11 protein-coding genes are annotated in these 14,387 nt (G+C 63.3%); 10 read left to right on the forward strand and 1 reads right to left on the reverse strand.

The window, feature by feature from the left end:
• Positions 1 to 531 precede the first annotated feature (531 nt).
• The 6 genes from JJE66_RS31520 (at position 532) to JJE66_RS31545 (ending at position 6,445) form a co-directional block, all read left to right on the forward strand.
• Positions 532 to 1,722 (forward strand): ABC transporter substrate-binding protein, encoded by a 1,191-nt coding sequence (locus JJE66_RS31520; RefSeq protein ID WP_200519175.1) that lies wholly within the window; start codon positions 532 to 534, stop codon positions 1,720 to 1,722.
• Between the two features lie 172 nt (positions 1,723 to 1,894).
• Positions 1,895 to 2,764: a branched-chain amino acid ABC transporter permease gene (locus JJE66_RS31525; RefSeq protein WP_200519177.1), complete on the forward strand. Its 870-nt coding sequence runs from the start codon at positions 1,895 to 1,897 to the stop codon at positions 2,762 to 2,764.
• A gap of 8 nt (positions 2,765 to 2,772) precedes the next feature.
• Positions 2,773 to 3,801: a branched-chain amino acid ABC transporter permease gene (locus tag JJE66_RS31530; RefSeq protein WP_200519179.1), complete on the forward strand. Its 1,029-nt coding sequence runs from the start codon at positions 2,773 to 2,775 to the stop codon at positions 3,799 to 3,801.
• Positions 3,798 to 4,553: an ABC transporter ATP-binding protein gene (locus tag JJE66_RS31535; protein WP_200519181.1), complete on the forward strand. Its 756-nt coding sequence runs from the start codon at positions 3,798 to 3,800 to the stop codon at positions 4,551 to 4,553. The genes JJE66_RS31530 and JJE66_RS31535 overlap by 4 nt, the downstream gene beginning before the upstream one ends.
• Positions 4,546 to 5,262, forward strand: coding sequence for an ABC transporter ATP-binding protein (locus JJE66_RS31540; protein ID WP_200519183.1), 717 nt, complete (start codon positions 4,546 to 4,548; stop codon positions 5,260 to 5,262). The genes JJE66_RS31535 and JJE66_RS31540 overlap by 8 nt, the downstream gene beginning before the upstream one ends.
• A gap of 64 nt (positions 5,263 to 5,326) precedes the next feature.
• The gene (locus JJE66_RS31545) at positions 5,327 to 6,445 is read left to right on the forward strand and encodes a cobalamin-independent methionine synthase II family protein (protein ID WP_200519185.1); all 1,119 of its coding nucleotides are present in this window, start codon (positions 5,327 to 5,329) and stop codon (positions 6,443 to 6,445) included.
• 221 nt (positions 6,446 to 6,666) lie between these two features.
• Here the strand turns inward: JJE66_RS31545 and JJE66_RS31550 are convergent, their stop codons facing one another.
• Positions 6,667 to 8,385, reverse strand: a complete 1,719-nt coding sequence (locus JJE66_RS31550) for a caspase family protein (protein WP_200519187.1) — start codon at positions 8,383 to 8,385, stop codon at positions 6,667 to 6,669.
• 176 nt (positions 8,386 to 8,561) lie between these two features.
• Here JJE66_RS31550 and JJE66_RS31555 point away from each other — a divergent pair, with 176 nt between their 5' ends.
• From JJE66_RS31555 to JJE66_RS31570, 4 genes are all read left to right on the forward strand, one after another.
• Entirely contained in the window at positions 8,562 to 9,917 is a 1,356-nt protein-coding gene (locus JJE66_RS31555) for a hypothetical protein (protein WP_200520158.1), read from the forward strand.
• A 60-nt stretch (positions 9,918 to 9,977) separates the two neighbouring features.
• Entirely contained in the window at positions 9,978 to 11,174 is a 1,197-nt protein-coding gene (gene metK, locus JJE66_RS31560; protein ID WP_200519189.1) for a methionine adenosyltransferase, read from the forward strand.
• Between the two features lie 128 nt (positions 11,175 to 11,302).
• Positions 11,303 to 12,724, forward strand: coding sequence for an adenosylhomocysteinase (gene ahcY, locus JJE66_RS31565; protein ID WP_200519191.1), 1,422 nt, complete (start codon positions 11,303 to 11,305; stop codon positions 12,722 to 12,724).
• A 157-nt stretch (positions 12,725 to 12,881) separates the two neighbouring features.
• The gene (locus JJE66_RS31570; protein ID WP_200519193.1) at positions 12,882 to 14,342 is read left to right on the forward strand and encodes an NAD(P)/FAD-dependent oxidoreductase; all 1,461 of its coding nucleotides are present in this window, start codon (positions 12,882 to 12,884) and stop codon (positions 14,340 to 14,342) included.
• Positions 14,343 to 14,387 lie beyond the last annotated feature (45 nt).

The following is a 14,387-nucleotide window of genomic DNA, read 5'->3' on the forward strand; positions in this document are numbered from 1 at the left end:
TCGAAACGGGGTGGTCGGACGCCGGATCACCAGCGCTCAGGAACCGTAGCCTTCAACAAGGTAAAATTGGCTTATTCGAGGTAGGTATTAAAATACCGATCGCGATGAGCCGTCTTGCGTGCCGATGTTCTTGCGTGCCGATGTTCAAATTCTGCAAATGAAAGACGAAATCCTCCATCCACCCGGCCAGCGGTATTCCTAGACTGCGGCCAGCGGCTCGCGACAATCTGGCTTTGTCGGCGATGGGGCTTTTTCGTTGACAGGTCCATTTTATTTGTACAATCGTACAAATGAAGTTCGCCAAGATCGGAGCGCTCGGGTCACCCCGGCGTAACCGCGACATGGCTTTCCATGCTTGGTAATCGGAGCGCGCGGCTTGCACCGAATGCTCGCCAAACGTCCGATTGACAATGATGGCGCGAAAGACGCCATGTGGCCCGCGACGTCACGCGTGCGTGGGTTAAGGTGAGACAAGGACCGGGCACTCGGTCCGGCGCACAAGAGATCAGGAATGAAGGGGAGGGACATCTGATGTTCGAACGCAAACAGCTTACGCAAACGGTCTCCTGGGCGGCCGCAGTTGCCGCCATCGCTGGCCTCGCGGCCGTCGCGCCAGCCAAGGCGGAAGACACCGTCAAGGTCGGCCTGATCCTGCCGATGACCGGCGGCCAGGCCTCGACCGGCAAGCAGATCGAGAACGCGATCAAGCTCTATATGCAGCAGAAGGGCGACACCGTCGCCGGCAAGAAGGTCGAGATCATTCTCAAGGACGATGCTGCGATTCCTGACAAGACCAAGACCGCCGCGCAGGAACTGATCGTCAACGACAAGGTCAATTTCATCGCCGGCTTTGGCGTGACGCCGGCAGCACTTGCCGCAGCCCCGCTCGCAACCCAAGCCAAGATCCCGGAAGTCGTGATGGCGGCCGGCACTTCCATCATCACCGAGCGCTCGCCCTATATCGTGCGCACCAGCTTCACGCTGGCACAGTCATCGACCATCATCGGCGACTGGGCGGTGAAGAACGGCATCAAGAAGGTGGCGACGCTGACCTCGGACTACGCGCCGGGCAATGATGCGCTGAACTTCTTCAAGGAGCACTTCACCGCCGGTGGCGGCGAGATCGTCGAAGAGGTCAAGACGCCGCTGGCTAACCCCGACTTCGCGCCGTTCCTGCAGCGCATGAAGGACGCAAAACCCGACGCGATCTTCGTGTTCGTGCCGGCCGGCCAGGGCGGCAACTTCATGAAGCAATATGCCGAGCGCGGCCTCGACAAGGCCGGCATCAAGGTGATCGGACCCGGCGACGTCACCGACGACGACCTCCTCAACAACATGGGCGACGCCGTGCTCGGGACCGTGACCGCGCATATCTACTCGGCGGCGCATCCCTCGCAGATGAACAAAGATTTCGTCGCCGCCTACAAGAAGGCTTATGGTACGCGCCCGGGCTTCATGGCGGTGAGCGGCTATGACGGCATCCACCTCATCTATGAGGCACTGAAGAAGACCAATGGCGACACCGACGGCACCAAGTTGGTCGAAGCCATGAAGGGCCAGAAGTGGGAGAGCCCGCGCGGCCCGATCTCGATCGATCCGGCGACGCGCGACATCGTCCAGAACGTCTATATCCGCAAGGTCGAGAAGGTCGACGGCGAACTCTACAACGTCGAGTTCCAGACCTTCGAGGCCGTCAAGGATCCCGGCAAGACCAAGAAGTGACGCCGCGAAAGCGCGTCAGTTTGCGACGCGCTTCGCCCCCTCTGCGTCATGCCCGGGCTTGACCTGAGCATCCACGCGAGAGCCCAGACAAGAACGTGGATGGCCGGGACATTTGTTTGAAGACGCACTTCGTGCTTTTGCCCGGCCATGACGGATAACCCAAGCTGAGACGATGACCTCAATCCTCACCAACCTCTTCGATGGCGTCGCCTACGGCATGTTGCTGTTCGTGCTCGCCTGCGGGCTCGCGGTCACGCTCGGCCTGATGAACTTCGTCAATCTCGCCCATGGCGCCTTCGCCATGGCCGGCGGCTATGTCTGCATGGTGCTGGTCAACCGGATGGGCTGGCCGTTCTTCGCCGCCTTGCCGCTCTCCTTCGTCTCCGCAGCCGCGATCGGCATCGTGCTCGAGCGCACGCTCTATCGCCACCTCTATGCGCGCAGCCATCTTGACCAGGTGCTGTTCACGATCGGCCTGACGTTCATGTCGGTTGCGGCCGTCGATTACATCCAGGGTTCCTCACGGGTCTTCATCAATCTGCCGGCCGCGCTCGAGGGCCAGTTCGACCTGTTCGGCGTCGGCATCGGCCGCTACCGTCTGATGATCATCGTGATCTGCGGCCTGCTCACCATCGCGCTCCAGATGGTGCTGGCCAAGACCCGCTTCGGCAGCCGGCTGCGTGCCGCCGTCGATGATCCCCGCGCCGCGAGCGGCCTCGGCATCAACGTGCCGCAGGTGTTCGCCTTCACCTTTGCATTTGGATGCGGTCTCGCCGGCCTCGGCGGCGCGCTCAGCGCCGAGATCCTCGGCCTCGATCCGTATTTCCCGCTGAAGTTCATGATCTACTTCCTGATCGTGGTCACCGTCGGCGGCTCGTCCTCGATCACCGGCCCGTTCCTGGCCTCGCTCCTGCTCGGCATCGGTGACGTCGCCGGCAAATATTACGTGCCGAAGATGAGCCCCTTCGTGATCTACACCATGATGATCGTGATCCTGATCTGGCGCCCGAACGGCCTGTTCGGCCGCACGGCCGCGCGTTGAGTTCGCCGATGAACGCCTCTTCCGACGTCGGTTATCACGCCCAGCGCCAGGCGCGCTGGCATTATGGCGAGGTTGCCTTCTGGCTCGCTGTGCTCGCCTGCGGCTTTCTGTTTCCCACGCGTTATCTGATCATGACCGACATCCTGCGGCTGGCGCTGTTTGCGATGTCGCTCGATCTCATCCTCGGCTATGCCGGCATCGTCTCGCTCGGCCACGCCGCCTTCTTCGGCGTCGGCGCCTATGCCGCGGGATTGCTGGCGCTGCACGGAATCATTAACGAGCCGGTGCTGGCACTGATTGCTGCCGGCTTGGCCGCGATGGTGCTCGGCTTCGCCACCAGCTTCCTGGTGATCCGCGGTGTCGACCTGACCCGGCTGATGGTGACGCTCGGCATCGCGTTGCTGCTGGAGGCACTCGCCGAGCGCTTCTCCAACATCACAGGTGGCACCGACGGCTTGCAGGGCATCGAGATGCAGCCGATCCTTGGCCAGATCCCGTTCGATATGTTCGGCAAGGCCGGCTTCTTCTATTCGCTTGCCGTGCTGTTCCTGCTGTTTCTGCTCGCCCGCCGGATCGTGCACTCGCCGTTCGGCCTGTCGCTGCGCGCGATCAAGAACAATCCGCTGCGCGCGGCCGCGATCGGCATTCCGGTCAACCGCCGCCTGATCGCGATCTACACTCTTGCGGCGTTCTACGCCGGCATTGCGGGCGCGCTGTTCACCCAGACCACAGCGATCGCCTCGCTCGACGTGTTCGCCTTCGATCGCTCGGCTGATCTGATGCTGGTGCTCGTCATCGGCGGCACCGGCTATCTCTATGGCGGTCTGATCGGCGCGGTGATCTTCCGCATCCTCCAGGAAGTGTTCTCCACCATCACGCCGCAATATTGGCAGTTCTGGATCGGCCTCGTGCTGGTCGTGATCGTGCTGGTCGGCCGCCAGCGCCTGCACCGCTGGGTGCTGTACGTGCCGAACCTCGTGATCAAGCAGGTTGCCGGGCGCAAAGCCGTCGTCGCCGTGCCGGAGAGCGACGCATGACCATCGCACTCGAAACCCAAAATCTCGAAAAGACCTTTGGCGGCCTGCGCGTCACCCGCGATCTCTCCTTGAAGATCGAGCAGGGCGCCCGCCATGCGTTGATCGGCCCGAACGGTGCCGGCAAGACCACGGTCATCAACCAGCTCACCGGTGTGCTCAGGCCGAACTCGGGCCGCATCCTGCTCGAAGGCCAGGACATCACCGATCTGCCCGTGCACAAGCGCGTGCTGCGCGGCCTGTCGCGCACCTTCCAGATCAACCAGCTCTATCCCGATTTGACCCCGTTAGAGACCATCGGTCTTGCCGTGTCCGAGCGCCTCGGCCATGGCGGCGACTGGTGGCGGCGGATGGGGACGCGCAGCGACGTCAATGACGAGATCGCCGATCTTCTCAAGCGCTTCCACCTGCTCGACGTCATGAACGAGGAGACCGTGACGCTGCCGTACGGCAAGCAGCGCCTGCTCGAGATCGCGGTCGCGATCGCGGCCAAGCCGCGGGTGCTGCTGCTGGACGAGCCCGCCGCCGGCGTGCCGGAGAGCGAGCGCCACGACATTCTCGCGGTCGTCGGCAGTCTGCCGCGTGACGTCACCGTGCTGCTGATCGAGCACGATATGGACCTCGTCTTCTCATTCGCCGATCGCATCTCGGTGCTGGTCTCGGGCGCGCTGCTCACCGAAGGCTCGCCCGAGCAGGTCGCGCGCGATCCGCAGGTCAAGGCCGTCTATCTCGGCGAGGAGGCGGTCAATGTCTGATCTGCTTTCGATCGACGCCCTGCGCGCCGGCTATGGCGAGGCGGTGGTGCTTCCGAACATGTCCCTGCGGCTCGCCGAGGGGCAGGTGCTGGCGCTGCTCGGGCGTAACGGCACCGGCAAGACCACGCTGATCAACTCCATCGTCGGCGTCACCCGCCGCTTCTCCGGCAGCGTCAGGCTCGCCGACACAGATGTCACGACCTTGCGGTCCGACCAGCGGGCGCGCGCCGGCATCGGCTGGGTGCCGCAGGAGCGCAACATCTTCCGCTCGCTGACGGTGGAAGAGAACATGACCGCGGTGGCGCAGCCCGGTCCCTGGACCGTCGAGAAGGTCTACGAGATGTTCCCGCGGCTGAAGGAGCGGCGGAGCAATTTCGGCAACCAGCTCTCCGGCGGCGAGCAGCAGATGCTGGCGATCGGCCGCGCGCTGACCCTCAACCCGAAGGTCCTGCTGCTGGACGAGCCGACCGAGGGCCTCGCCCCCATCATCGTCGAGGAGCTTTTGAAGGCGATCGGCGCCATCACCCGGGCCGGCGGCATCTGCTCGATCATCGTCGAGCAGAACGCGCAAAAGATTCTGGGGCTCGCCGACCGCGTTGTGATATTGGAGCGCGGAACGATCGTCCACGACACGCCGAGCGCCGCGCTGAAGGCCGACCCGTCGGTCCTGGAGCGCCATCTCGGTGTCGCAGGGGCGGCGGCCCACTAGGTTGTTTGACGCGTTTTCTCAACGCAAACCGGCATCCACTTCGCTTGAAAACGGGAGTCAAAAAATGCAACGAACCAAAGCCCCCTTCCGCGCCGACGAGGTCGGTAGCCTCCTGCGCCCCGCCAAGATCAAGGAAGCCCGCGCGAAATTCGAAAAGGGTGAGATCTCCGCCGAAGATCTGCGCAAGATCGAGGACATGGAGATCGAGAAGGTCGTGCACAAGCAGGCCTCGGTCGGCTTGAAGCTCGCGACCGACGGCGAATTCCGCCGCTCCTGGTGGCATTTCGACTTCCTGGCAAAACTGACCGGCTGTGAGATGTTCCATCCCGACACGGGCATTCAGTTCGCCGGCGTTGAGACCCGGCATGATGCGGTGCGGGTGATCGGCAAGCTCGACTTCCCCGATGACCACCCGATGCTGGACCACTTCCGCTTCCTGAAGAAGTCCGCCGACCAGGCCCACGTCACCGCCAAGATGACGATTCCCTCGCCGGCGGTGCTGCATTTCCGCGGCGGCCGCAAGGCGATCTCCAAGGACGTCTATCCCGATCTCGACGCTTTTTACGAGGACCTCGGCAGGACCTATCGCAAGGCCGTCAAAGCGTTCTACGACGCCGGTTGCCGCTATCTCCAGTTCGACGACACCGTATGGGCCTATCTCTGCTCGCCGGACGAATTGCAGAAGGCGCGCGAGCGAGGCGACACTCCGGACGGCCTGCAGCAGATCTATGCGCGCATCATCAACTACGCGCTGGCCGAGAAGCCCGCCGACATGGTGGTGACGACGCACGTCTGCCGCGGCAATTTCCGTTCGACCTGGATTTCTTCGGGCGGCTATGAACCCGTTGCAGAGACCATGCTCGCCGGCACCAATTACGACGGCTACTTCCTCGAATACGACAGCGACCGAGCCGGCGGCTTCGAGCCGTTGCGCTTCCTGCCCAAGGGCAACAAGGTCGTCGTGGTCGGCGTCATCACCTCGAAGTTCGGCGAGCTCGAGAAGAAGGACGACATCAAGCGTCGTCTCGAGGAAGCCGCCAAGTTCGTCCCGCTGGAGCAGCTCGCGCTATCGCCGCAATGCGGCTTTGCCTCGACGGAAGAGGGCAACATCCTCTCCGAGGAGGAGCAGTGGGCGAAGCTCGGCCTCGCGGTCGAGATCGCGAAGGAAGTGTGGGGGCAATAAGCGCTCGAGCGTCTGCGTGTAAGACTGAATGGCCTCGCCAATCCCTTGGTGTCGTCCCGGCCTAGTGCGCAATTGCGCACGGGGGCCGGGATCCATACGCCGAGGACAAGATGTAGCGCGAGCTTGCTAACGGCGAGTCTTCGCCAAACCACGTTCGGTGGTTATGGGTCCCGGCCTTCGCCGGGACGACGCCGAGGTTGGGGTGCATCCGCCTCACACTCTCACTTCTCCGCCAGATAAACTTCGCCCAGCAGGGACGAGTTCGACCACGGCACCTGCTTGGTCTTCGTGGTCGAGACTACTTCCGCCCGCACCCGTGTCAGCATCTGCTGCACTTCGAGACCCGGCGTGCCGATGTGGTGGGACAGTGCCGCAGAGAAGGGCGAGTTGGCGCCTTCGCCGTCGAGCGCAACTTGGCCTGGCGCGGTCGCAAAGGCGATCAGCGTGCCGGCGCCGAGCGTCGCGCCGGGCCCGAGGCTCGATGGCGCGGCGAGGCCCGAGGCGCCCTCGATGCCGCGACTACTGCCTGCGGCTGCGACCTGCTGCGCCATCGGATTGTTGCGGCAGGCATCGAAGATCAAGATGTTGGTGCGGACCTGGTCGTCGAGGCCGGCCATGATCGTGTCCATATCGATCATCGTCTCCATCATGCTCGCGCCCGGCTTGAGCTCGACGTCGACGGGAATGAGATAGTTGCGGCCGTCGACCTGAACGCCGTGACCGGCGTAATAGACGACCACGACCTGCGCCCGCGCCGCTTCGCGCAAGAACTCGCGCGTCATCTTCTGCATCGCCGTGCGATCGAGATCGACGCCCTCCGACACGATGAAGCCGATGTCGCGCAGGCTCTTGGCCACAGCGCGCGCATCGTTGGGCGGATTGGGCAACGCCTTGACATGCGCATAGGCGCCGTTGCCGATGACCAGCGCCATGCGGGTGCCGCGAATAGCCGGCGCCGGTGAGGGTGCAGGTGCCGCGCCAGTCTGCTGCGAGGCAGGGGCCGCTGTCGGCTGCGTTGTCGGCGAGGGTGCATCGCGCGGGACCAGCACGGCTGCATCCGTCACCAGCGACAGCCGCACCTTTGCTGTGGTCTGATTGGCTTTGCTGCCGGCGTCGGAAGCGACGATCGCGAGCGCCGCCTTGTAGTCGTCCTTCGCATGCGCGTAATCGCCCTTGGCTTCATAGGCCAGTGCGCGATGGGTATAGCCCGAGATCAGCACGCTGTTGGGCGGCGTCACGATGTTGACCGGCGGCTTCTCCTTGGCGAGCCGGATCGCCTCGCTGCCGTCGGCAATCGCCCGATCGAGATCGTTCTTCGCACGCCAGATCGCGGTGCGGTTGATCAGCGGCTGCGGCAGCGTCGGGTCGAGCCGGATCGCCTGGTTGATGTCGGCCAGCGCACCGTCGAGATCGCCGAGCGCCTCCTTCGCGATGCCCCGGTTCTGGAACGAGAACGCCGATCTCGGATCGGCCTTGATCGACATGTCGTAATCGGCGATCGCCTTGAGGTAGTCACCCTTGCCGCGCCAGGCATTGCCGCGATTGTGGAAGATGATGCCATCAGGCGGGCCGAGCTTCAGCGCATCGTCGAAATCGGCGATCGCGATGTCGTAGTCGCCCTTGTCGTAATAGGCCGATCCCCTGAGATTGTAGACCGCCTGGCTCGGCTGCAGCCGGATCGCCTCGGTGGCGTCAGCGATGACTTTTGCGTAGTCGCCCTTCTTGTTCCAGCCCACCGCGCGCCAGAAATAGACGGTCGCGAGCTGCTCGCCCCTAAACACTTTCAGGGCGATGATCTTGGTGCAGGCGTCGACCATCTGGTCCGCCGGCGTGGTGTCGGTGGTGCAGAGCGGCCCAAGCTGGCTGCGCGCCTGTGCGGAGCAAGGCGCGGACCAAAGGTTTGCCACGAGAACGGAAAGCGCGACGAGCAGGCGGCGCATGACGGGGGTCTCAACTTGAGGAGATGCGGTTGTTTGTTGTCCGCGGCAGCGCCGGGGTTCATCGCTCCCGTCATCTGGGGCTCGGGCGACGCGGGTGCATCAGCCGGGTATTCCCTGAGTGGGCAGAATTTGCTAGGAGAGGGGTCCCACCCATGCTGCCCACTGTTGTCCCATTCATGAAAAACGACGAAATCCTGAGCCAAATCACCGAGTTCTGCTGCAAGGCGGACATGGCAGAATCGACCTTTGGCCGGCGTGCCGTGAACGATGGGAAGCTCGTGCACCGGCTGCGCGAGGGCAAGCGCATCACCATCGATACGCTGGAGCGGATCCAGGCCTATATCGCGGCATCGACGACCGGCGGCATGCCGCCGCCGCGGGGGCTCCAGGTGCCCCCGGAAAAGCGCGATCCGCGCGGCAATTTCCGCTTCTTCGAGAACCGGCAGAAATACCTGCTGTTCGTCCACACCTGCAGCGAGAAGCGGGTGGTTGCCGAGCGCGTTGCACTGGAACTGGCCAGCATCCATCCGCGCCCGCCCGCGTTGCGCATCTTCGACGCCGGCGTCGGCGACGGCACGGTGCTGGCGCGGGTGCTGCGCGCCACCCACCAGCGCTATCCACACATGCCGTTCTATGTCGCAGGCAAGGAGCTCAGCCTCGAGGACCTTCGCCTGACGCTGGAGAAGGTGCCGGATCGCATTTTCGAGCATCCGGCATCGGTGTTCGTCTTCACCAACATGTTCTACTCGGAGGCGCCCTGGCTGACGCCGGCATCGCCGGCCGCGGCCGCGGCCACCGTCTGGCACGAAGTCCCGCTGCGGGGCGGCTCGTCCGGCGAGTTCGAGCAGCAGATCGCGGAGCTACGGCCGTTCCTGGAGCAGAACTGGCGCGCGGCGATCAGCCCGCGCACGGCCATGCCGCTCTACGAGCGGCCCGTCGTCCTGGTGCTCTACCGCGAAGATCACAGGTTCCTGCTGGATTCGACCATTCCGCGGCCCGGCCAGACCGAGGCCAATTTCGACCTCGTCATCGCCTCCCAGCCATACCGGGCCCTGTCCTCGGTCAATTTTCGGGCCAAGCGGATCATTGCACCGCTGGCGCGGGCCTTGCGGCCGGGCGGTCGGCTGATCGGTATTCACTCCCACGGTCACGATCCCGGCATGGAAATGATCCAGGCGATCTGGCCTGGAGAAAATCCTTTCTCGGTGAGCCGTCATGAGCTATTGCGCGCAGTTAAGTATGAACTTGGATCGTTGGGCCGCGACTTAAATTTTAATGCTTACGCGGATAACCGTTCGATCTTCAGGTATGATATGGAAGCGCTGCCCAACGAGGTGACGGGTACTATCGGAACCTCGACGGCCTTTGCAGCGTGGAATGCGGCGGTGTATGTCGCTCAGATTGAGGACGACCGGTTGGTAGATATGACTCAAAACGGCCGCACTCTGGATGCCGCCAGGGATGTGCTGCGAAAGTACAACGGGCTTTGGTTTCTCGACGAATCCTACGTCATCTCGCGCCGGCGTGATTGACATCATCCAAGGGTAAACATCGCAAACGTCCGCCTGATGTGGCGGAACAAGGGGTTACTGATGCGCGCGTCCTATCTTTTCACCAGCGAGTCCGTGTCTGAGGGCCATCCGGACAAGGTCTGCGACCGGATCTCAGATGAGATCGTCGATCTGTTCTATCGCGAAGGGCCCAAGGCCGGCATCGACCCCTGGGCGATTCGGGCGGCCTGCGAAACGCTCGCGACCACCAACAAGGTGGTGATTGCCGGCGAGACCCGCGGTCCCGCCTCCGTCACGAACGAGCAGATCGAAGGCGTTGTCCGCGACGCGATCAAGGACATCGGCTACGAGCAGGACGGTTTCCACTGGAAGACCTGCGACATCGAGATCCTGCTGCATCCGCAGTCGGCCGACATCGCGCAGGGCGTCGATGCGTTGCAGCCGGGCGAGGTCAAGGAAGAAGGCGCGGGCGACCAGGGCATCATGTTCGGTTACGCGACCAACGAGACGCCGGACCTGATGCCGGCGCCGATTTTCTACGCCCACAAGATCCTGCGTCTGATCTCCGAAGCGCGCCACTCCGGCCGCGAGAAGGTGCTGGGCCCGGACTCCAAGAGCCAGGTCACCGTGCAGTACGAGAACGGCAAGCCGGTCGCCGTGCGCGAGATCGTGGTGTCGCACCAGCATCTGGTCGAGGACATCTCCTCCAAGCAGATCCGCGACATCGTCGAGCCCTATGTGCGCGAAGCGCTGCCGCAGGACTGGATCACGCCGAAGACCATCTGGCACATCAACCCGACCGGCAAGTTCTACATCGGCGGCCCCGATGGTGACTCCGGCCTGACCGGCCGCAAGATCATCGTCGACACCTATGGTGGCGCGGCTCCGCATGGCGGCGGCGCGTTCTCCGGCAAGGATCCGACCAAGGTCGACCGCTCAGCGGCTTATGCCGCGCGTTACGTCGCCAAGAACATCGTCGCGGCCGGACTTGCCGATCGCTGCACGCTTCAGCTCGCCTACGCAATTGGCGTCGCGCGCCCGCTGTCGATCTACATCGACACTCACGGCACCGGTAAGGTGTCGGAGGATCAGCTCGAGAAGGCCGCCGCCAAGGCGATGGACTTGACCCCGCGCGGCATCCGCAGCCATCTCGATCTCAACCGCCCGATCTACGCGCGCACCTCGGCCTATGGCCATTTCGGCCGCACGCCCGACAACGAGGGCGGCTTCTCCTGGGAGAAGACCGACCTGGTCGAGGCGCTCAAGCGCGCGGTTTGATCACCGAAATCATTCCGGGGCGCCGCGAGAGCGGCGATCCGGGATCGCTAATCCATCATATCAAGATTCCGGGTTCGCCTGTTCAGGGGCGTACCCGGAACGACCCGTTCAACAACAGGACACTCGCAATGAACGCGAAGCCCGGCTTTACCGATTACATCGTCAAGGACATTTCGCTCGCCGATTTCGGGCGCAAGGAACTCTCGCTCGCCGAGACCGAGATGCCTGGCCTGATGGCCACGCGTGAAGAATACGGCCCGAAGCAGCCGCTGAAGGGTGCGCGCATCGCCGGCTCCCTGCACATGACGATCCAGACGGGCGTGCTGATCGAGACGCTGGCCGCGCTGGGCGCCGACATCCGCTGGGTCTCCTGCAACATCTACTCGACGCAGGACCACGCCGCGGCTGCGATCGCGGCTGCCGGCATTCCCGTCTTCGCCGTCAAGGGCGAGACGCTGGCCGAGTACTGGGACTACACCGCCAAGCTGTTCGACTGGCACGGCGGCGGTCACCCGAACATGATCCTCGATGACGGTGGTGACGCCACCATGTACGTCCATCTCGGCCTGCGCGCCGAGAACGGCGATACCGCCTTCCTCGACAAGCCCGGCTCCGAGGAGGAAGAAGTCTTCTTTGCGCTTCTGAAGAAGCAGCTCAAGGAAAGGCCGAAGGGCTACTTCGCCGAGATCGCCAAGAGCATCAAGGGCGTTTCCGAAGAGACCACCACGGGCGTGCATCGTCTCTATGACATGCAGAAGGCCGGCACGCTGCTGTGGCCGGCGATCAACGTCAACGACAGCGTCACCAAGTCGAAGTTCGATAATCTCTACGGCTGCCGTGAATCGCTGGTCGACGGTATTCGCCGCGGCACCGACGTGATGATGTCGGGCAAGGTCGCGATGGTCGCGGGCTTCGGCGACGTCGGCAAGGGTTCGGCGGCTTCGCTGCGCCAGGCCGGTTGCCGCGTGATGGTGTCGGAAGTCGATCCGATCTGCGCGCTGCAGGCGGCGATGGAAGGTTACGAGGTCGTGACCATGGAAGACGCGGCGCCCCGCGCCGACATCTTCGTCACCGCCACCGGCAACAAGGACATCATCACCATCGAGCACATGCGCGCGATGAAGGATCGCGCCATCGTCTGCAACATCGGCCACTTCGACAACGAGATCCAGATCGCGGGTTTGCGTAACCTGAAGTGGACCAACATCAAGCCGCAGGTCGACGAGATCGAATTCCCCGACAAGCATCGCATCATCATGCTGTCGGAAGGTCGCCTCGTGAACCTCGGTAACGCCATGGGCCATCCGTCTTTCGTGATGTCGGCGTCCTTCACCAACCAGACGCTGGCGCAGATCGAGCTGTTCGCCAACAACAAGGACGGCAAGTACAAGAAGGAAGTCTACGTGCTGCCGAAGTCGCTCGACGAGAAGGTTGCCCGCCTGCACCTCGCCAAGATCGGCGTCAAGCTCACCGAACTCCGCAAGGACCAGGCCGACTATATCGGCGTGAAGCAGGAAGGCCCGTACAAGTCGGACCACTACCGGTACTGAGACCGCGCGCATTGCGACACAAAAGCCCCGGAGCGATCCGGGGCTTTTTTGTTGTGAACTGGAAACAACGGGTTCTCCTCCCGGTTGTAAGCGGCCCGATTGGTGATTGACGCGCGTCTGCGATGGTCTGACAATCCGCGCTCGGCGGAGGAAAACCATGTCCCCAGAACATTTCGACGTCCTCATCGTCGGTGCCGGCCTGTCCGGCATCGGCGCGGGCTATCATCTTCAGAGCAAGTGCCCGGCCAAGAGCTACGTCATCCTGGAGGGCCGCGACTGTATCGGCGGCACCTGGGACCTGTTTCGCTATCCCGGCATCCGCTCCGACAGCGACATGTTCACGCTCGGTTATTCCTTCAAGCCGTGGACCGATCCGAAGGCGATCGCCGATGGGTCGCAGATCCTGAACTATGTGCGCGAGACAGCCAGCGAGAACGGCATCGAGAAACACATCCGCTTCCGCCATCGCGTCAAGCGCGCGGTGTGGTCGACGCCTGAGGCGCGCTGGACCGTCGAGGTCGAGCGGATCGCAGGCGAGGGCGCGACCGAGCTCGTGCGCTTCACCTGCAATTTCCTGTTCATGTGCTCGGGCTATTACAAATACGAAGCGGGCTATACGCCGGAGTTTGCGGGCGCGGCTGATTTCGCCGGCCGCATCGTGCATCCGCAGAAATGGACCGAGGACCTCGACTATGCGGGAAAGCGCGTCGTCGTGATCGGCTCGGGCGCGACCGCGGTGACGCTGGTGCCGGAACTCGCCAAGAAGGCGGCTCAAGTCACCATGCTGCAGCGCTCGCCGACCTATGTGGTGTCGCGCCCTGCACAAGACCCCGTCGCCAACAAATTGCGCCGTAATCTCCCGACGCGGCTTGCTTATCACGTGATCCGCTGGCGCAACGTCATGTGGGGGATGTTCTTCTTCCAGCTCAGCCGCCGGCGGCCGGACAAGGTGAAGAACCTGATCCTCGGGGGCGTGCGTATGGCGCTTGGCCCCGACTACGACATCGCGACCCATTTCACGCCGCGCTATAACCCCTGGGACCAGCGGCTCTGCCTTGTGCCCGACGGCGACCTGTTCAAGGCCATCCGTGAAAAGCGCGCCTCCGTCGTCACCAGCGAGATCGAAACCTTTACTCATGACGGCATCCGCCTCAAGGACGGCAGCGAGCTTGCCGCCGACATCATCGTGACAGCGACGGGCCTGGTGCTCCAGGTCGTCGGAGGCATGGAGATCAGTGTCGATGGCCGCGCCGTCGATTTCGCCAATACGCTGACCTACAAGGGCATGATGTATGCCGACGTGCCGAACATGGCCTCGGCCTTCGGCTACACCAATGCGTCATGGACGCTGAAATGCGATCTCACCTGCGAATATGTCTGCCGGCTCATCACCTACATGGACCGGCACAATTTCCGCCAGTGCATGCCGCACAATGACGATCCGACGATATCAGCGCAGCCGTCGCTCGATTTCACCTCGGGTTATGTGCAGCGTTCGGTTGCGAAGATGCCGAAGCAGGGGTCGAAGCAGCCGTGGCGGCTGTACCAGAACTACGCGCTCGACGTCGTCTCCCTGCGCTTCGGCAAGATCGACGATGGCGTGATGCAGTATTCCTGATCGAGCCGCGGGCGGGGGACCGGCTGATGCTTGAGCCGAATCGCG

This window comes from Bradyrhizobium diazoefficiens, assembly GCF_016612535.1.
GTDB lineage: Bacteria > Pseudomonadota > Alphaproteobacteria > Rhizobiales > Xanthobacteraceae > Bradyrhizobium > Bradyrhizobium diazoefficiens_C.

What these genes read in the sequence shown, in the direction of transcription:
- JJE66_RS31520 (WP_200519175.1), top strand. Translation starts at nt 532, where the DNA reads ATGTTCGAACGCAAACAGCTTACGCAAACGGTCTCCTGGGCGGCCGCA.
- JJE66_RS31525 (WP_200519177.1), top strand. Translation starts at nt 1,895, where the DNA reads ATGACCTCAATCCTCACCAACCTCTTCGATGGCGTCGCCTACGGCATG.
- JJE66_RS31530 (WP_200519179.1), top strand. Translation starts at nt 2,773, where the DNA reads ATGAACGCCTCTTCCGACGTCGGTTATCACGCCCAGCGCCAGGCGCGC.
- JJE66_RS31535 (WP_200519181.1), top strand. Translation starts at nt 3,798, where the DNA reads ATGACCATCGCACTCGAAACCCAAAATCTCGAAAAGACCTTTGGCGGC.
- JJE66_RS31540 (WP_200519183.1), top strand. Translation starts at nt 4,546, where the DNA reads ATGTCTGATCTGCTTTCGATCGACGCCCTGCGCGCCGGCTATGGCGAG.
- JJE66_RS31545 (WP_200519185.1), top strand. Translation starts at nt 5,327, where the DNA reads ATGCAACGAACCAAAGCCCCCTTCCGCGCCGACGAGGTCGGTAGCCTC.
- JJE66_RS31550 (WP_200519187.1), bottom strand. Translation starts at nt 8,385, where the DNA reads ATGCGCCGCCTGCTCGTCGCGCTTTCCGTTCTCGTGGCAAACCTTTGG.
- JJE66_RS31555 (WP_200520158.1), top strand. Translation starts at nt 8,562, where the DNA reads ATGAAAAACGACGAAATCCTGAGCCAAATCACCGAGTTCTGCTGCAAG.
- metK (WP_200519189.1), top strand. Translation starts at nt 9,978, where the DNA reads ATGCGCGCGTCCTATCTTTTCACCAGCGAGTCCGTGTCTGAGGGCCAT.
- ahcY (WP_200519191.1), top strand. Translation starts at nt 11,303, where the DNA reads ATGAACGCGAAGCCCGGCTTTACCGATTACATCGTCAAGGACATTTCG.
- JJE66_RS31570 (WP_200519193.1), top strand. Translation starts at nt 12,882, where the DNA reads ATGTCCCCAGAACATTTCGACGTCCTCATCGTCGGTGCCGGCCTGTCC.